The 19,152-nt window shown below is 69.6% G+C and carries 10 protein-coding genes; 3 read left to right on the forward strand and 7 right to left on the reverse strand.

The annotated features are described in order from the left end of the window. The first annotated feature begins 41 nt into the window (after positions 1–41). The gene (locus QLQ12_RS33370) at positions 42–2,453 is read left to right on the forward strand and encodes a putative bifunctional diguanylate cyclase/phosphodiesterase (protein ID WP_282764688.1); all 2,412 of its coding nucleotides are present in this window, start codon (positions 42–44) and stop codon (positions 2,451–2,453) included. 85 nt (positions 2,454–2,538) lie between these two features. Here QLQ12_RS33370 and QLQ12_RS33375 read toward each other — a convergent pair whose 3' ends face one another. After that, a complete protein-coding gene (locus QLQ12_RS33375) occupies positions 2,539–3,111 on the reverse strand; it encodes a DinB family protein (protein ID WP_282764690.1) in 573 nt (190 codons plus the stop codon). Between the two features lie 202 nt (positions 3,112–3,313). Next, on the reverse strand, positions 3,314–8,779 hold the full coding sequence (gene pulA, locus QLQ12_RS33380; protein WP_282764692.1) for a pullulanase-type alpha-1,6-glucosidase: 5,466 nt from the start codon (positions 8,777–8,779) through the stop codon (positions 3,314–3,316). A gap of 274 nt (positions 8,780–9,053) precedes the next feature. Between pulA and QLQ12_RS33385 the strand changes: the two genes are divergently transcribed. Then, positions 9,054–10,103 (forward strand): LacI family DNA-binding transcriptional regulator, encoded by a 1,050-nt coding sequence (locus QLQ12_RS33385; RefSeq protein ID WP_282764694.1) that lies wholly within the window; start codon positions 9,054–9,056, stop codon positions 10,101–10,103. A 128-nt stretch (positions 10,104–10,231) separates the two neighbouring features. Here the strand turns inward: QLQ12_RS33385 and QLQ12_RS33390 are convergent, their stop codons facing one another. The 5 genes from QLQ12_RS33390 to argH all read right to left on the reverse strand — a co-directional run bounded on the left by QLQ12_RS33390 (position 10,232) and on the right by argH (position 17,849). Beyond that, a complete protein-coding gene (locus QLQ12_RS33390; protein ID WP_282764697.1) occupies positions 10,232–11,146 on the reverse strand; it encodes a sugar ABC transporter permease in 915 nt (304 codons plus the stop codon). Between the two features lies 1 nt (position 11,147). Next, positions 11,148–12,149, reverse strand: a complete 1,002-nt coding sequence (locus tag QLQ12_RS33395) for a carbohydrate ABC transporter permease (protein WP_407651658.1) — start codon at positions 12,147–12,149, stop codon at positions 11,148–11,150. 66 nt (positions 12,150–12,215) lie between these two features. Beyond that, positions 12,216–13,517, reverse strand: a complete 1,302-nt coding sequence (locus QLQ12_RS33400; RefSeq protein WP_282764699.1) for an extracellular solute-binding protein — start codon at positions 13,515–13,517, stop codon at positions 12,216–12,218. A gap of 399 nt (positions 13,518–13,916) precedes the next feature. Then, entirely contained in the window at positions 13,917–16,220 is a 2,304-nt protein-coding gene (locus QLQ12_RS33405; protein WP_282764701.1) for a DUF4132 domain-containing protein, read from the reverse strand. A 177-nt stretch (positions 16,221–16,397) separates the two neighbouring features. Continuing rightward, positions 16,398–17,849: an argininosuccinate lyase gene (argH, locus tag QLQ12_RS33410; RefSeq protein WP_282764703.1), complete on the reverse strand. Its 1,452-nt coding sequence runs from the start codon at positions 17,847–17,849 to the stop codon at positions 16,398–16,400. A gap of 228 nt (positions 17,850–18,077) precedes the next feature. Here argH and dapE point away from each other — a divergent pair, with 228 nt between their 5' ends. Further along, positions 18,078–19,151, forward strand: a complete 1,074-nt coding sequence (gene dapE, locus QLQ12_RS33415) for a succinyl-diaminopimelate desuccinylase (protein ID WP_282764705.1) — start codon at positions 18,078–18,080, stop codon at positions 19,149–19,151. Position 19,152 lies beyond the last annotated feature (1 nt).

Genomic DNA, 19,152 nt, shown 5'->3' on the forward strand with positions numbered 1-19,152 from the left:
GCCGCGCGCCGAAATACGGCAGCGTCGGGGCAGGGGGTGTGATGAACGTTCGGCAGAAGCTCCTCGGCGGCTACCTCCTGGTGGCGGTCACCGTGGCGGCGACCGCCCTGATCTCCTGGCACGTCAGCACGAGGTCCGCGGAACAGGCCGCGGCTCTCGAAGCCGCCCGGCTCGCGAGCGGCATCGCCAAGGACGTGTCCCTCGGCCTCGTCCGGGAGGACGACGACGAGGTCGCCACCCCGCTCTACTACAGCCCCTCGGCCCTCGACCACTACCTGCGCCGGATCCACGAGACCCAGCAGCGGGACGTCGTGGTGGTCGACTACGGCGGCTACATCATCGGCGACGTCGTCGCGGAGAACGTCGGCACCCACTTCGACCACGACAGCGGCGACGAGGTCGCGCGGACCGTCGACGACGGCGAATCCCGGATCTTCATCGAGACCAGTCCCGGCCACCCGGACGGGATCCGGCAGGTCGTCGTGCCGATGCAGAACAAGATCGGCAGGACGATCGGTGCGGTCATCCTGGAGTACACGCCCACCTACGACCAGATGATGAACGCCACCCGGCAGGCCCGCACCGTCACCGTGGCCAGCGCCGCCGTCGTCATCCTCCTCGTCGCCGGGCTGGGCCTCGGACTGGCCCGCTCGGTCACCCGCCGGATCACCTCCCTCACCACGGCGGTGGGGAGCATCCGTACCGGCGACTACTCCCGGCGCGTCCCCACCGAGGGCCGCGACGAGATCGGACGGCTGGCCCGGGCCTTCAACTCGATGGCCGACCAACTCGAGCGCTCGGCCCGGCAGATCCTCGCCAAGGAGTACACCGACAGCATCCTCGCCAACGCCGGCGAAGGCATCTGCGGCATCGACCAGGCCGGGCGGATCGCCTTCGCCAACGAGGCCGCCGGGCGGATCACCGGGCTCGGCGTCAGCGGGCTGCTCCAGCGGGAGGCGACCGTGCTGCTGCCCGAAGCGGGAGACGTCCTGACCACCGGCACACGCGAAGGCCGCCTCCAGCGCCCGGACGACACGACGGTACGGGTCGAGTACACGGTCAGCGGCCTGGAGAAGGAGGGCCGGCCGTTCGGGGCGGTGGTCGTGCTGCGCGACGTCACCCGGCAGCGGGACCTGGAACACGACCTGCGACACCAGGCCCTGCACGACGGGCTCACCGGGCTGCCCAACCGCAAACTGCTGCTCGACCGGCTCGACCACGCGCTCACCCGGGCCCGCGCTTCCGGCGAGCGGATCGCCCTGCTCTACCTGGACCTGGACGGGTTCAAACGGGTCAACGACAGCCTCGGCCACAACGCCGGCGACCTGCTGCTGCGGACCGCCGCCGAACGCCTCACCAGCGTGCTGCGACCGCAGGACACGGTGGCCCGGCTCGGCGGCGACGAGTTCGCCGTCCTGCTCGAGGCGCCGGGCACCGACACCGTCGAGGACCTGACCCGCGCCTGCCTCGACGCGATCTCCCGGCCGTTCTTGGTGCACGGCCGGGAAGCGGTGGTGACCGTCAGCATCGGCACCGTTCCCGACGCGGCCCGGTACGCCGACGCCGACGAGGTGGTCCGCAACGCCGACGTCGCCATGTACGCGGCCAAGGACCTCGGCAAGAACCGCTCCATGACGTTCGAGACCCGGATGCACGAACAACTCCTCAGCCGCCTCGACCAGGAGAACCGCCTGCGGGACGCGGTGCACCGCGGCGAGATGCGGCTGCACCTGCAACCGGTCGTCACGGTGCCCGGCCTCGCCATGTCCGGCGCCGAGGCCCTGATCCGCTGGCAGGACCCGCATCGCGGGCTCCAGGCGCCCGGCACGTTCATCCCGCTCGCCGAGGAGACCGGCATGATCATCGAGATCGACCGGTGGATCCTGCTCGAAGCCTGTCACACCGTCCGGCACTGGCAGCAGAAGAACCCGCGGACCGCGCCCGCCTGGGTCAGCGTCAACCTCTCCGCCGCCCACCTCGACCTGCCCGACCTGACCGACCACGTCGCGTACGCCCTGGCCGCCACCGGCCTGTCACCGCACTGCCTGGTGCTCGAACTGACCGAGACCGTGCTGATGCGCGACGTGGCCGTCACCTCCGGCCGGCTGGACGAACTGCGCCGCCTCGGCGTGCGGATCGCCATCGACGACTTCGGGACCGGGTACTCGTCGCTGGGCTACCTGCGGGACATCCCGGTGGACGTGCTCAAGATCGATCGCTCGTTCATCACCGGACTGGTCGGCAACGGACGACAGCAGGAGCTGGTCAGCGCCATCATGCAGCTGGGGCACACGCTCGGGCTGCGGGTGGTGGCCGAAGGGGTGGAGGACGCCGATCAGCTGGCGCTGCTCAGTGTGATGGGCTGCAAGTACGCCCAGGGATACCACCTGGGGCGGCCGGAGCCGGCCGAGTCGCTCTACTCACGCCTCTCGGCGCCCGTCCTCAACCCCTGAGCGGTGCCGGCTCCCCCGGCGCCGGGGAGACGGGCGCCGGGGAGACGGGCGCCGATGCCACGGCGCCTTCGCCGGCCGTACGAGATCAGGGTGTCGATCTTTGCCGGTCGTGCCGGAACAGGTCGCGGAGCAGCAGGATCTCGGCGCCGTGATGGATGACCTCGCGGTTGATGTGCAGGACCAGCGTGGCGAGGCTCTCCTCGGCGTAGGGGCCCTCCGCCGGGCCGCACGGGTGCTGGAGGCCGTCGACGCCGAGGGCGGTGACCCCGGCCGACCAGGCCGCGTAGGCGGCGTCGAGTTGCGCCAGCGCCTCGGTGGCCGTGCCCGCGTAGCGGAAACTCCCGTAGTCGGTGGGCGGGCCCCCGAAGTGGGCGGCGACGCGGGCGCCGAGGACGCCGACGATGATGTGGCCGAGCCGCCAGGCGATCGTGGTGACCGGCGGCGGTGAGGGCTCGGGGTACTCCCAGTCGATGGTGAAGTCACCGGCTCCGGCGGCCATCGCGGTGGCGGCCGTGCCTCGCGGGCGGACGCTCCAGGCGCCGGGGGCGGGCTCCCAGAAGTACTCGCCGTCGGTGAGGCCGTCCAGGCCGGGACGCAGTTGGACGCGCCAGTGATGGTCGAGCTGTTCGCGGAGGTGGAGGTTCCAGTCGAGGCCCATGACTCCAGGATGCACGCCGGGCGCGTGGGAGGCCGGGCGGCGCGAGCATTGGAGACGGCCACCGCCCACCCAGCGGGTGAGTGAGCGGTGGCCGTGATCGAGGGCCGGCCCGCGCCGGCGCCGGGGTGGAAGGGCCGGCGCCGGCCCGGGGTCGGCGGGACCCGCGGTCTCCCGCCGGCCGGGCTGGCCGGCGGGAGGCGGGTCAGTTCTGCACGAAGACCGAGACGGTTCGTGTCGGAACGGTCAGCGTGCCGGTCTTGGACGCGAACGAGGCGGTTCGTGTCACGGGGTCGGCGGAGGACTGCTGGACCGGGTGGAGGGTGACGTTCTTGCCGGCGAGCGCGGGCACCGTCTGGGTGGCGGTGGCCGTGCCGGCGTTGAAGACGACCGTGATCGACTTGTACCGCCGGTCCACGCCGCGGGCGTCGATCGTCATGGTGATGACGCCGGCGGTCTCGTTCGCGCCGGAGAGCGGGAACGCGACTCGCTTCTGCACCTGCGAGCCGGTGGCCAGCCCGAAGGCCGGAGTGGATTTCCGGATCTTCAGGAACTCCTGGTAGGTGGAGTTCGCCAGGTTGACGGCGGCGCAGTCCGGGATCAGGGCCGGATCGGCGAGCAACGGCTTGGCGTACGGGTACTTGCTCTCGTTGTCCGCCTTCGGCGGCAGGCCGCGACCGAACCCGTTGCCGGCGGCGCAGTCCCAGGTGATCTGGTTGAACCAATCGCCCGAGTTGAACGAGTTGCGGTCCAGTGATTTCGAGCGCAGCCGTTCGCTGCCGGTGGTGACGAAGCCGGCGCCCTGCCCGAGGACTGTGGTGGCCAGGGCCACCGACTGGGCCCGCGCCCGCTGGGCCGCGGTGGTGGCCTGCGGGAGTTTGTACGCCAGCGAGTCGTAGAGGATCTCGTTGTCGTGCGCGTCCACGTAGGTGATCACGTCGCCGGGGTTGACGGTGTAGCCGGCCGGCGCACCGTTGTAGTCGACCTGCGAACCCTTGACGACCGCGCCCGACGAGCCGGTGAACGTGTAGTCGGCCAGGTTGCCGGTCAGACCCACCTTGATCAGGTCCTGGTAGTGCAGGAGGCGGGCCCTCTGTTCCGCCTCGGTGCCGTTGGCGGCGTCGCCGTTGGGGGCGCCGGCCAGGCCGGACGCGAACCCCTGGATGCGCGGGTTGCCGTCGAACGGGCCGCCACCGCGGACCGCGTCACGGAGCCGGTCGTTGAACGTGCCGATTCCGGTGCCGCCCATGTTGATCTGGGTGGCCTGGATGAAGCGGGCGTCGTTCGCCACCTCGCCGAAGTTCCAGCCCTCGCCGTACACATAGATGCTCTTGCCGTCGACGCCGTCCCGGGCGACGGTGAGCTTGTCGAGGGCCTTGCGCACCGCCAGGATGTTCTCCTTCGGGTGGTGGCCCATCAGGTCGAAGCGGAAACCGTCGACCTTGTACGCCTTGGCCCACGTCACGATCGAGTCGACGACGAGCTTGCCCATCATCGCGTTCTCCGGCGCGGTGTTGGCGCAGCAGGTGGAGTTGGCGACGGCGCCGTCCTCGAGGAGCCGGTGGTAGTAACCGGGCACGATCTGGTCGAGCACCGACTTGGCGTCGGTGCCGGCGGCCGAGGTGTGGTTGTAGACGACGTCCATGACCACGCGCAGGCCGGCCTGGTTGACTCCGGTGACCATGTTCCGGAATTCCCGCGTGCGCTGGGAGGGGTCGACCGCGTAGCCGCCCTCGGGAACGGTGTAGTGCAGCGGATCGTAGCCCCAGTTGTAGCCGTCGGTGGCGGCGACGGCGGCGATGCATTCCTGCTGCTTGTCCGAGTCGGGGGGCAGCGACGCCAGGTCACAGGCGGGCTGCTGCTGGTCGGCGCGCTTCTCCGGGATGGTGGCGAAGTCGAACGCCGGCAGCAGGTGCAGGTGGGTCACGCCGGACTTCGCCAGGCTCTTCAGATGCGCCATGCCCTGGGAGTCGCCGGTGAAGGCGCTGAACGTGCCGCGCTGAGCCGCCGGCACCGAGGCGTCCGCGATGGAGAAGTCCCGGACCGACAACTCGGAGATCTGGATCTTCGCGGGAGCGACGGCTGCCGGCTTCTTGAGTGAGTTCCAGCCCGGGGGCGCGAGCGCCGGGTCGGCCAGGCTGACGAACTGGCTGCGGGTGGAGTCGGCGGTCAGGGCGACCGAGTACGGGTCGGTGACCGACGCCGTGACGATCTTCTGCGCGGCCGGCTGCCACGCGGTCACCCGGAACTCGTAGTACTTGCCGGCCCAGTCGCCCTTACCGGACCAGATGCCGGTGCGGTCGTTGCGGCTCAGCTCCACCAGGGCCGGGGAGACCTGGTCGGCGGTGTCGTAGACCTCGAGTTCGACGCTGCGGGCGGTCGGCGCCCACACCGCGACGCTCGCCTTGCTCCCGTTGACGACCGGCCCGAGAGTCGCGTCGGTGGCAGCCTGGTACACGTCGTCGAGGACGCCGGAGAGCTGCACGCCGGTGGCCGACAGCAGCTTGCCCGCGGCGTCGCGCTCGGTGACCACGACCTGGCCGCGCAGGATGTCGGAGATGTTCTTCGCACCGACCCGGAACGCGCCGTGCTGCCAGAGGTGCGGGAACTCCTCGCGCTGCGCCTCGGTGAGTCCGGTGCGGACGGCGGACAGCGGAACCGTGGTGAAGGTCCCGGTCAACTCGCCGTCGGCGACCCCGATCCCGCCGGTGGCCGAGTGGACCAGGTCGTAGACCTTGCCGTCGGTTCCGGCGCCGACCGGCTCCAGAGTGGTGCCGGTGCCCGTCTTCCAGGCGATCGTGCCCCGGTCCAGCCACACGGCGGCGGACTTGGTCACGTCGACCACGCCACCGGCCGAGGCGCTCTTGACCAGCGGCAGCAGGCGGGTCTCCTGCCCGGCGATCAGCCAGACCTCACGGCCGGCCTTGGCGAAGTCGAGGGACTGGTCGGTGGGCAGATCCTTGGTGTCGCCGTTGTGCAGGATGTAGCTCAGTGACGTCGCGCCGGCCGCGAGAGGCACCTCGAAGACCGCGCCGTAGCTGTCGATCCGCGCCGGGAGCAGCGGGCTCGCCCAGTCGGTCGGGTTGGCCGCGCCGGCCCAGACGTGCAGGCCCCAGCCGTCGTAGTTCCCGTCGGCCTTACGCCAGTGGATGATCGCCTTGTTCGGGTCCTGCGCCGGGTCGGGCTGCCCGGTGGCCGCCTGCCGGGTCGGGTAGACCGTGGCGTCACCCTGCTTGATCCAGATCTCCGGGTTGGCGCCGATGTCGATCGTGCGGTCGGCGTCGACGTCCTTGACGCCGCCGTCGCTGACGACGACGAACCCGACGCTCTTCGCGCCCGGCTTGAGTTTCACGTAGGCGAAGCGGCCGTAGGAGTCCTCACCGGCGAACGGCTGACCGTCGGGCCAGGTGGTGGACATCGACGGGTCGACGTCACCCCAGACGTAGAGGTTCTGGTCGTCGTAGCCGCCCGCGGGCCGCTGGTAGTGCACGACCGCGTAGCCGGCGGTGGAAGTGGCCGCCGGGGTGCCGACGGTGATGTTCACGGTCGACGACGCGAGCCGGCCCGAGCTGTCGCGGACCACGGCCTTGTAGCGGACGGGGGTGTCGCCGGCCAGCCCGGTCAGGTCGTGGTAGACGCGGTACGGCGCCTTGTCGGCGGTGCCGAGCAGCTTCCACTCGCCGCCCGCGACCTGCGCCGCGAAAGTCACCGTCGACAGCGGGTCGCCGGTGACGTCGGCGACGATCTCGGTGCGGGTGGGGACGGAGGCGTCGGCCTTCGGGCTGCTGATGGCCACGGTCGGAGCCTCGGCGGGTACGGCGATCGCGCTCCCGGCCTTGAGGACGATCGAGGACAGCGCCGGCACGGTGATGGTGATCTTGCCGTCCGCCGCGGCGGTCACCGGGGCGGCGCCACCGTAGACGCCGGTGAACACGGCGCCCGGCGAGGAGGTCGGGAACGTGACGGTCTGCGTGGTGGTGGCGTTGTTGGCCGCGACGACGTACTCCGCGCGGGTGTCGCGGGCGATGCGGGAGGCCGCGAAGACGCCCTGACCCTCGGCCGCGTACCGGGTCACCTGGGTGCCGGTGACCAGCGCCGGATTCGCCTTGCGGAGCTTCGCGAGCTCGGCGATGGTCCGGTAGACCGGGTGCGACGTGTCGTAGTTGTCGACCGCGTGGGTGCGGTCGGTTCCGATCAGGTCGTCGTCCAGGTAGTCCGCGCTCTTGCTGGCGAACATGTCCTGGCGGGCGTCCTTGTCGCCACCCGGACCGGTGAAGCCCTGCTCGTCACCGGAGTAGACGACCGGCTGGCCGCGGGTCAGGAACATCAGCTCGTGCGCGAGCTGGTCGCGCTGGAGCCGGCTGTCGGCGGTGGCCGCGGCGGCGATGAACGAGCCGATCCGGCCCATGTCGTGGTTGCCGAGGAAGGTCGGCAGCCGGTCCGCGCCGGTGTTGCGGGCGGTGTAGAGGTCGTCCTTGGCGTACATGTCGGAGAGGGCGTTCGCGCCGCTGTTGCCGGTGACGAAGCCGCGCGCCGTCTCCTGGAAGGAGAAGTCCAGGGTGGCGGGCAGGTTGCCCTCCCGCACGTACTTCGACTGGATCTCCTGGTCGGCGGTGTAGACCTCGCCGAACATGAAGAAGTCCTTCTTGCCGGCCTTCTTCGCGGCCTTCTCGACGCCGGGCGCCCACTGCTGCCAGAACTCCAGGTTGGAGTGCTTGACGGTGTCGAGGCGGTAGCCGTCGATGCCGGTGTCCCGGACCCAGTCACCGTAGATCTTCGTCATGCCCTCGACCACCTCGGGACGCTCGGTGAAGAGGTCGTCGAGGCCGACGAAGTCGCCGTACTCGGCGTTCTCACCGGCGAAGGTGGAGTCACCCCGGTTGTGGTACATGTTCACGTCGTTCAGCCACGCCGGCTTCTTGACCTTGCGGTCGGCCGCGTTCGCGAACACCGGGGTGTACGGGTACGACGTCGCGTCCGTCTTCGGGAACTCGTCCGAGCGCGCGTAGTTGCGGTCCTCGAACGGCTGCCCGTCGGTGTCGGTGTACGGGGAGTCCGCCTTGTCGACGTACGTGTACTTGTTCTCCGCGTACTTGATGACGTCGGCGGTGTGGTTGACGATGATGTCCAGGTAGACCTTCATGCCGCGCTGGTGCGCCAGCTTGACCAGCCTCTTCAGGTCGGCATTGGTGCCGAAGTGCGGGTCGACCTGGGTGAAGTCGGTGATCCAGTAGCCGTGGTAGCCGGCCGACACGTCGGCTCCGGCGCCCTGCACGGGACGGTTCTTGAAGACCGGGGCGAGCCAGATGGCGGTGGTCCCGAGTCCCTGGATGTAGTCCAGGCGGTCCATCACGCCCTTGAGGTCGCCACCGTGGTAGAAGCCCTTGTCGGCCGGGTCGTGGCCGGTGGCGAGGCGGTCGCCGGAAAGGCCGCCCTTGTCGTTCTTCGCGTCACCGTTGGCGAACCGGTCCGGAAGCACGAAGTAGAACTGCTCGCCGGAGGTCGGGTTGTCGGAGCCCCAGTGTTCGGACAGGCCCTGCGCGATCGCGGCGTCGCTGGGGACGGCGGGCGCCGCGGCGGCGGAGGCCGGGACGGCGACGAGTGGGAGGAAGAGGCTGAGCAGAGCGGCGCCCAGCCTCAGACGGCGGTGGAGGGGTCTTCTCGGTGCCACAGCGCACCCTTCCGATTCGGTGGTATCGGATTGACTGTTATATATTTCTTCATGCCGACCCGGCGCGGAACCCGCTGGAAGGACTCCGTAGGGTGGTCCGGACCGTCCCGACGACGCGCCACCGGAAGCACAGCCGAAAAGTCGTTCAAGGTGCGTTCCATCGAACGATCGGCCTGTATCACTCCTGTTGCCGGGACGTTAGCAAGGTCTTGCATCGAATGGAAGACCTTTCAGGGCCATGCCGAGCAGACAACAGACGACTAGAGTTGAGACCATGCGTGCGCGAATGGCCGATATCGCCAAACAGGCTCAGGTCAGTGAGGCGACGGTGTCGCGTGTCATTAACGACCGCCCCGGCGTCTCTGCTGAAACCCGACAAGCGGTCCTGACCGCGCTGGACGTCCTCGGGTACGAACGACCGGAAAGATTGCGCAAGCGCAGTGCCGGTCTCGTCGGCCTGGTCGTCCCCGAACTGGACAACCCGATCTTCCCGGCCTTCGCCCAGGTGATCGAGTCGACGCTGGCCCAGCACGGCTACACGCCGGTGCTGTGCACCCAATCACCCGGCGGCGTCACCGAGGACGAGTACGTCGAAATGCTCCTCGACCGGCAGGTCTCCGGCATCGTCTTCATCTCGTCATTGTCGGCCGACACCACCTCGGACCGCTCCCGCTATCAGCGACTGCTCGACCGGCCGCTGCCGATCGTGCTGGTCAACGGTTACGCCAAGGAGCTGGAAGCACCCTTCGTCTCGTGTGACGACCGGGTCGCCGGCGACCTCGGGGTCGTCCATCTGGTGGCGCTCGGGCACCGCCGGATCGGCATGATCTCCGGTCCCAACCGGTTCATCAACACCCAGCGCAAACTCCAGGGCTACCGCGCGGCGATGAAGCGCGAGGTGGGTCTCTCCGACGCCGAGATCGACGAGTTGGTCTCGCTGACCCTGTTCGGTGTGGAGGGCGGCGAGGTGGCCGCGGAACGCCTGCTGAGCAAGGGCGTCACCGGCATCATCTGCGCCTCCGACATGATGGCGCTCGGTGCGATCCGAGCCGCCCGGCGGCGGGGTCTGCGGGTGCCGGAGGACGTCTCGGTCATCGGCTTCGACGACTCGGCGCTGATCCCGTTCACCGACCCACCCCTGACCACGCTGCGCCAGCCGGTCGCGGCCATGGCGGTGGCGGCGGTGCGGTCGCTGGTCGACGAGATCAACGGGCACGGCGCGCCACATTCGGAATACCTTTTCCACCCCGAGTTGGTGTCTCGCAACTCGACCGCGATCGCCCCGGCCCGGGCGGCTGTTCCGGTCGCCACACCAGCCGCCTGACGCGAATCACGCCGATGGAGGCCTGGCCTCCGTCCGCGTGACGAGAGAGCGTTCTCCCTGATTGCCGAAACGCATCCAGGCGCCCCACCGAAATCGGCGGGGCGCCTGGATGGAAATCGTTTTGCTAATCAGCCCTTCGTGCCGCCGGCGGTAAGGCCGGACACGAGATGCTTCTGGGCGAAGAGGAATACGATTCCGGCCGGGATCGTGACGAGCACCGCGGCCGCCGTCAGGTATTCCCATTGCGGATTGAACTGGGGCACGAACTGCTGGAGACCGTACGCCAGCGTGTATTTGTCATCGGTCTGGATGAACGCCGACGCATACGCCACCTCACCCCAGGCGGTGAGAAAGGCATAGAAGCCGGTGACCGCGATGGCCGGCCTGGCGAGCGGCAGGATGACCCGGTAGAACGTGCGGAACGGCCCGCAGCCGTCCAGCGAGGCCGCCTCGTCCAGCGAGGTCGGAATCGAGTCGAAGTAACCCTTGAGCATCCAGGCGCAGAACGGCACGGCGATCGTCAGGTAGGCGATGACCAGGGCCGGCAGCGTGTTGATCAGACCGAGGTCCGCCATGATCTTGTAGATCGGAACGATCAGGATGGACACCGGGAACATCTGGGTGACCAGGAAGACCATCATCAGGCCCCGGCGGCCCGGGAAGTTGAAGCGGGACAGCGCGTAACCAGTGGTGGCCGAGAAGAAGATGCCGATCAGCATGGTCAGGCCGGCGACGATGGCCGAGTTCAGGAACCAGATCGGGAAGTTCGTCTCGAACAGCACGTACTCGTAGTTCGCGAACGTGGGATCCTTCACCAGCGTGATCTCGGTGCTCTGCACCGCGTAACCCGGCTTGAACGACGACAGCACCACCCAGGCGATCGGGCCGAGCGCGATCAGCGACGCCAGGATGAGCGTGCCGTGCAGCGCGATCGACGCGCCGACGCTGCGCCGGCCGCGCCGTGGCCTGTTGACGCGGACGGTGCCGAGCGAGGCCGCCGTCGGGGATGCCGGGATCGGCGGAGTCGTGGTCATCTGGGCCATGTCACCAAACCTCGCCTTGCTTGCGCAGCACCCGCCGGTAGAACACCGAGAAGATGAGCAGGATCGAGAGAATCAGTACGCCGTAGGTGGAGGCGAGCGAGTAGTTCCGGATGCCTTCGAAGGCCGCCCGGAACGCGCCGGTCACCAGGATCTCGGTCGAGCCCGCCGGCTGGCCCTCGGTCACCAGGAAGATGATCGGGAACATGTTGAAGGTCCAGATCGTGCCGAGCAGGATCACCGTCATGCTGACCGGCCGCAGACCCGGCAGCGTGATGTTGCGGAACCGCTGCCACGGCGTCGCGCCGTCGATCTCGGCCGACTCGTAGAGTTCCTCCGGGATGCTCTGCATGCCGCCGAGCAGGGCCACCATCATGAACGGCACGCCCAGCCAGATGTTGGTGACGACCGCGACGAAGAGCGCGGTCGACTTGTTGGCGAACCAGGCGACCGAGTCGACGCCGATCGCGTTGAGCACCGAGTTGACCAGGCCGAGCCGCTCGTTGAAGAGGAACTTCCAGGCGAAGGCGCTGATGAACGCCGGCACCGCCCAGGGCAGCACCAGCATGACCCGGTAGAGGCCGCGGAACCGCATCTCCCGGTGGATCATGACGGCCAGGCCGAGGCCGAGGCCGTAGTGGAAGGCGACGCCCGCGGCGGTCCAGATCAGCGTGGTGCCCGTCCACTGCCAGAACTCACCGACCTTGCCGGTGAGGACGTTGATGTAGTTGTCGAGCCCGACGAACGACCAGGCGTTCGGGTTCTCCCTGCAGACCTCGCCGCCGGTGATCGACTTGGTGCAGATCTCGGCGACCTGGTTGGCCTCGGTCTGGTCGGTGAACGTCAGCCAGATGCCGTTCACCAGGGGGTAGAAGATCAGGACCGCCAGGACGGCGACGACGGGCACGACCATCGCCCAGGCCGCCCAGTGTTTGTCCCAGCTCCGCCTCAACGTGGTCGACAGTCCGGCGCTCCTCGGCGCCGCGTCGGCGGTCACAGTGCTCATCAGCTGTGCTCCAGGAAGGAAACCGCGTGGCGCCGGCCCTTGCGGACCGGCGCCGGCGTCAGTCGATCAGTTGGTGGCGTACGAGGTGACGACCTCGGCCTTGTACTTCTGCGCCACGGCGTCGAGCGCAGCCTTGGGGTCCTTGTTCTGGACCAGGACCTCGGTGGCGAGAGTGTCGAGCGGGCCGAAGAACTGGCCGCCCTCCGGGATCCACGGACGGTTCACGGCCGACTCGGTGACCGGCTTGAACGCGGAGACGACAGCGTTGTTCTTGACCGTGGGGATCTCGTAGACCGACTTGCGGGTGGGCAGCACGCCCAGCTTGCCCGCGAGGGTCGCCTGCGACTCGGCGGAGTTCATGAACTTGATGAACTCGACGGCGGCGGCGGCCTTCTCCTGCGGAACACCGGAGTAGACGACGTAGTTGTGGCCGCCGATCGGCGAACCGGCCTTGGCGGAACCGGCCGGGACCGGGGCGATGCCGAGGTTCTCCAGGCCGCCGAACCCGGGGGCCGACTTGACGTTGTTGACCTCCCACGGACCGTTGACGATGAACGCGACCTTCTTCTCCTTGAAGAGGGTCATCATCGTGCTGTACGAGTCGGTGGCCGACGGCTTGACCGCGGCGCCGCTGTCGATCAGGTCCTTGGCGACCTTCAGGCCGGCGACGTTCTGGTCCGAGTTGACCACGATCTTCTTGTTCGCGGTGTCGACCAGGTCACCGCCCTCGCCGTAGATGAACGGGAGGGTGAAGTAGCCGGCCGGGTTGACGTAGAGGCCCTCGGCGCCGGTCTTCGCCTTGACGGTCTGGGCGGCGGTCTTCAGCTCGGCCCAGGTCTTCGGCACCGTGACGCCGGCCTTCTCCACCAACTCCTTGTTGTAGAGCAGGGCGAGGCTGTCGGTGACCTGCGGGATGCCGTAGGTCTTGCCGTCGAACTTGTTGGAGGCCATGGCGGCCGTGTTGTAGTCCGACTCGTCGGCGAGCAGCGCGGAACCGTCCAGCGAGTAGAGGTAACCCAGCGAGGCGAACTCCGGCACCCAGGCGACCTCGGCGCGCAGGATGTCCGGGGCGCCGGTCTTGGCCGCGGCGGCGGTCTTGAACTTGTTCTGCGCGTCGGCGAACGGCACCGACTGGTAGTTGACCTTGATCTTCGGGTACTTCGCGTTGAAGCTCTTGATCAGTTCCTGGAAGACCGGAGCCTCGTTCTTGGCGTCCGAGGTATCCCACCAGGTGAGCTCGGCGGAGAGGGCAGCCGGGTCCGTGGCCTTGGTCTCCGTGCCCGGCTTCTCCTCGGTGCCACAGGCGGCAATCGTGAAGGCGAGGGCGACAGTGGAGAGTGCGGCCAGTCCCTTGGTTATGCGACGCATGTTGCGCTCCTTGAAGACCTGCTAGGTGACGAGCGGACGGTAGCAAGAAGTTTCGGGGTAAGAAACCCCTTGCGAATCAACTTGCAACACGCCTGTCGCCAGAACCTGCACGATTCCGGCATCGCGGGCGCGATATGCCCCTCTAGCTGCAGATCCGTTATTCAGCAAGCTCATCGCCGGAACGGTATCGACATGTAAGACGGCTCCATCTCTTGCAGAGCCGCATGCGCGAAGACGCACGAGAGAGCGTTTTGTCATGCAACTTCTTCCACCCGCGACTGCAAGTCGGTGCCTGGTCAGGACGTTCGTCGACCGTCTGGAGCAAGAAATGCGACAGGAATGTAAAAAGGCGGTAACGGGCAACCTGCCCGTCACCGCCTTCCTGCCGTGCTCACTCGGTCAGCGACCGCCGTCCAACCGCTCCAGGTCGCGGATCACCTCGGAGACCACCACCGGATCCAGGTCACCCCACGTGGGCCCCCGGCCGCGGAAACCGACGGGGCCGAGAGTCTGTTCCGGATGGAAGCCCGCGGCGGCGGCCACGATGCCCGGATCCAGGCTCAGGACGATCTCCAGCCCTTCGACCGGAGACACGGTGACATTGACCTGCATGCCGCCGCCCTCCGGATCCTCCCGCCGCCAGCCACGGCTCTCCAGGCCCAGCACCGCGCCGAACGGCACCCGCCGGCCCTCGAACCGGGTGAGCACGACGCCCGCCGCCTCAGCCTCGGTCAGGCCGGCGATCTCTCGCCCCAGCTGCGGGAACGGCTGCATGATCTGGTAGTCGGCGAAGATCTCCGACCACAGTGGCAGCGTCTCCCCCAGGTGGAGAGGATGGACCACGCCGATCACCTGGCCGCCGGCGATCGTGGTGACCTCGTCGTGCACATCGGCGAAGGTGCCGTCCTCCGCCACCCGGAACCCGCCGGCCAGGACGCCGGTCGCGGTGTAACGGCCCCAGAGCAGCCGCCGCGTCACATGCCGGAGCAGCGGATGCTCGGCGAGATAGCGGCGGAACTCGTCCTCCGGCCAGCGACGGCCGGTCAGCATGGCCCGCTCCAGATCGCGGATCCGGTCGGCGGCGACCGTCCGCACGTCCTTCCTCAGCGCGGCGAAACGCTGGTAGGCGACGGTGGCCCGCTCGGCGTCGTCGCGGGCGCCCGGCTTGGGCAACGTCTTGAGCCGCTTGCCGGCGGCGTCCGAGACGAACGGCTTCAGCTCCTCGTCGAAGCCCACGACGAAGCGCCGTGCCCCGTAGTCGAGGGTCAGGCTGCCGTCGGGCGCGAGCCCGAAATCCGGCACCAGCCGGTCGGCGAGCTGCTCGGTGGTGAGACCGCGAACCGAGGCGACCTCGGTGATCCGCCGCTGGGCCGCGGTCCGGAGGGTGTCGTATCTCGATCGGCCGGCGATGCTGTCGAGGTGCATGAGCGCCACGTCGGTGCCGATCTCGGCGAGGACCCGCACTCCGTTGATCGCACGGACGTGCGCGCTCTGCCCCGGCCAAGCCGCGATGCGCGGGGCGAGGCGGCGCACGGTCTCGTCGTCACCGACCAGGCCGAGCGCGTCGAGCACCCAGCCCTGCCGGCCGCTGGCGCCCGAGGCCGTCCAGGCCTCGAACAGACCCCAGGCGAAGCGGGCGAGGTCACCCGGGTCGCAGGCGTCGCGGATGACCCGGACTCCGGGGTGGGGCTGGTCGAGGCTGCTCAGCGCGAAGATCATCGCTAGATCCCGCGCGGCGCCGGCCGGCACCGTCGGGGCCGGCTCGGCGGCGGGCCCAGTGGCGGCCGGCTCGGCGGTGGCGGGCTCGGCGGCAGGCTCGGCGGCGGCGGGCTCGGTGGCGGCGGGCTCGGTGGCGGCGGGCTCGGTGGCGGCGGGCTCGGTGGGGACTGCTCGCAGCCGGACCGGGGGCAGCGTGCCGGGGTCGACCCAGCGGGGAATGGGCGGGAGATTCGCGGGCAGGATCATCATCGGGTCGGTGGCGACCATCGACTCGACAGCCGCGGCGGCCTCCGGGCCGAACTCCTTCCCGACCGTCACCAGTGTCTCGCCGTGACCCTCCGCGACCAGGTGGAACAACGCGTGCTCCGCCGGCCGGCGGAGCACGCTCTCGGGGCCGAGCGCGTGGGGCATCAGAGCACGGGCGGTCACGTCGGGATGCCGCTTCAGCCACGCGTGCGCCGCCGGGCTCACACCTTTGGAGCCCAGCGCCCACTGCGCCATCAGCATCGGGATCCCCGGCGCCGCGAACGGCCGCAGGAGCACCACTGCCACCATCGGCTCGACAGTGGCCAGATGCAGCAGCGCCGGCAACACGTCCACTCCGAACCGTGCCGCGATCCTGCGCATCCAGTTACTGGCCGGCCACGTGACCTCCGGCCGCCAGTCCGCGAGCAACGGGCGGGCCAGTTCCTCGGGCGCGCCGTCGAAGAACTCGACGGACTCCCGCCAGCCTGTCGGCTCGCCGCGCCGCAGCCGGCCGGCGGCGCGCTCCCAGTCGCCGGCGCCCACCGGGTTGACCTGGGCCGACGACCACCTCTCGTGCTCGCCGGGCTCCCACGCCACGGTCACCGGGATCTCGGGCGCCGTCAGGCCGGCCACCACCAGCGAGGCCCTTTGCCGCCGTCGTCGCCACGGCGGGTCGGCGAGCAGCGGCGGCAGCGCGGCGAACGCGCCGCCGGCCACGACCGGCGCGGGGACGGGCATCGGGGAGCCGGCACCCGCGCGGGCCCTCGGGCCGGATGTGACGGGGTGGGCACCGCCCCGTCGCGGATGCGGCCGCGACGGGGCGGGGTCGGGAAGATCGAACGACATGGCGGCACGGTACCGGCCACCTGCGACAGAAACGGGAGCGGCCGTGGCCACTCCCGTCTCCGAGCCCGATCAGCGAGGGACGACCTTCTCCACCGCCCACAGTCGCCAGGTGTCCAGCTTGTGCTGCACGGTGGCGAGCTGGTCGGCGACCGGGCCGGGCCCGGTCGAACCCGGCGTGGTGCGGGCGGCCAGCGCCGACGACACCGACAGCACCTCACGCACCGACGGGTCGAGGTGCTCGCTGACGGTCTTCAGATCGTCGTCGGTCACGTCCTCCAGCTCGCACCCACGGGCCGAGCAGAGCGCCACCAGTCTGCCGGTGATCTCGTGCGCGTCACGGAACGGCACGTTCTTGCGAACCAGCCAGTCGGCGACCTCGGTGGCCAGCGAGAAACCCACCGGGGCGGCCGCGGCCAGCCGGTCCACCCGGACCGTCATCGTCGAGATCATCCCGGCCAGCGCCGGCAGCAGGAGTTCCAGGGTGTCGACGGCGTCGAACGCCGGCTCCTTGTCCTCCTGCATGTCACGGTCATAGGTCAGGGGCAGTCCCTTGAGCATGGTCAGCACCGCGACGAGACCGCCGATCAGGCGACCACTCTTGCCCCGGGCCAGCTCGGCGATGTCCGCGTTCTTCTTCTGCGGCATGATCGACGAACCGGTGGCGAAGGCGTCGTCCAGCTCCACCCAGCCGAACTCGGTAGAGGTCCAGAGGACCACCTCTTCACCGAGGCGGGACAGGTGCACCCCGATCAGCGCGGTCACGAACAGGAACTCGGCGACGAAGTCACGGTCGGCGACGGCGTCCATCGAATTCGCCGCGGGCGCGGTGAAACCCAGCTCCTTGGCGACGGCCGCCGGGTCGAGAGGAAGCGACGACCCGGCCAGCGCGCCGGAACCGAGCGGGCTGATCGCGGTGCGGACATCCCAGTCGCGCAGCCGCTCCAGGTCACGCAGCAGCGGCTGCACGTGCGCCAGCAGCCAGTGGCCGAAACTGACCGGCTGGGCATGCTGCACGTGGGTCATGCCGGGCGCCGGGGTGTCGACGTTGCGAGACGCCTGCTCGGTCAGCGCGTCGGCCAGCTCGATCAGCGCCACCGCCACGCCACGGGCGTGATCACGCAGGTAGAGCCGCAGGTCGGTGGCGACCTGGTCGTTGCGGGAACGGCCGGCCCGCAGCTTGCCACCGAGCGCGCCGAGCCGCTCCAGCAGGCCCCGCTCCAGGGCGGTGTGCACGTCCTCGTCCTCGATCGTGGGACGGAAATCGCCCGCGGCACAGGCGGACTCCAGGTCGTCCAGCGCGGCCAGCATCCGGCCCAGCTCGGTCGCGTCGAGCAGGCCGGCGTTGGCCAGGACGCGGGCATGCGCGCGGGAGGCGAGCAGGTCGTAGGGCGCGAGACGCCAGTCGAACTGGACGCTGACGCTCAACCGGGCCAGTGCCTCGGCGGGGCCACCCGCGAATCGCGCGCCCCACAGCCGCGTCGGCTCGTCGCTCTCCGGCACACCTTCTCCTCGGTCGATCACGTTTCGTTACCTTCCTGACCCTATCGCTGCGAGCCGCGCTCCGGGCCGCGGCCCGGAGCCATCGCGGTTGGTGGGACGCGTAGCCCTTTCACCGCGCCTCCGCCCGGCGGCCGCGTCGCGGCCGGGAGCGGTGCCGCGGTCGCGCGGGAGCCACGAGACGCCGTGGTTGCGGTGGGGGCTGCTTCGTCCGTACGCATAAAAATGCTCTTGATCTGATAAGTTTGCACCATGACCACGCTCGATCCAAACCACCTCGATCTGACCGGCGACGTCGTCGATCTCACCCGGACCATCTGCGACATCCCGTCCGTCAGCGGCGACGAGAAGCGCCTGGCCGACGCCGTGGAAAGCGCGCTGCGCGCCGTCGCGCACCTCGACGTGCTGCGCGACGGCGACGCGGTGGTGGCCCGCACCGCCCTCGGCCGAAGCACCCGGGTGGTGCTCGCCGGGCATCTCGACACCGTGCCGATCGCCGACAACCTGCCCGTCGTCACCGACGGCGACCTCCTGCGCGGGCGCGGCACGGTCGACATGAAGGCCGGCGTCGCCGTGATGCTGCAGCTCGCGGCGGTGCTGGAGAGCCCACGTCACGACGTGACCTACGTGTTCTACGACCACGAGGAGGTCGCGGCGCGGCTCAACGGGCTCGGCCGGCTCGTCCGCAACCACCCGGAGTGGCTGGCCGGCGACTTCGCGATCCTCGGCGAGCCGTCCGACGGCACGGTCGAGGGCGGCTGCCAGGGCACCATGCGAGTGAAGATCACCGTGCCCGGGGTGGCGGCGCACGCGGCCCGCTCGTGGCGCGGCAGCAACGCCATCCACAGCGCGGGCGGGGTGCTCGACGTGCTGCGCGCCTACGTGCCGCGGCAGCCGGTCGTCGACGGCCTGAGATATCACGAGGGCCTCAACGCGGTGAAGATCGAGGGCGGCATCGCCGGCAACGTGATCCCCGATCTGTGCACCGTGTTCGTCAACTACCGGTTCGCCCCGGACCGGGACGTGGCCGCCGCCGAGGAGCATCTGCGTTCCGTCTTCGCCGGGTTCGAGCTCGAGGTGACCGACGCGGCGCCGGGCGCCCGGCCCGGGCTGGACCAGCCTGCCGCCAAGGAGTTCGTGGAGATGGTCGGCCGTCCACCGGCGCCGAAACTCGGGTGGACCGACGTGTCGCGGTTCGCCAGCCTGGGCATCCCGGCGGTCAATTTCGGGCCCGGTGACCCACTGCTGGCGCACACCGACGACGAGCACGTCCCGGTGCCGGAGATCCGGCAGGCCCTGCACGTCCTGCACAGCTGGCTGAGCTGAG

The organism is Actinoplanes sandaracinus, from assembly GCF_030009775.1.
GTDB lineage: Bacteria > Actinomycetota > Actinomycetes > Mycobacteriales > Micromonosporaceae > Actinoplanes > Actinoplanes sandaracinus.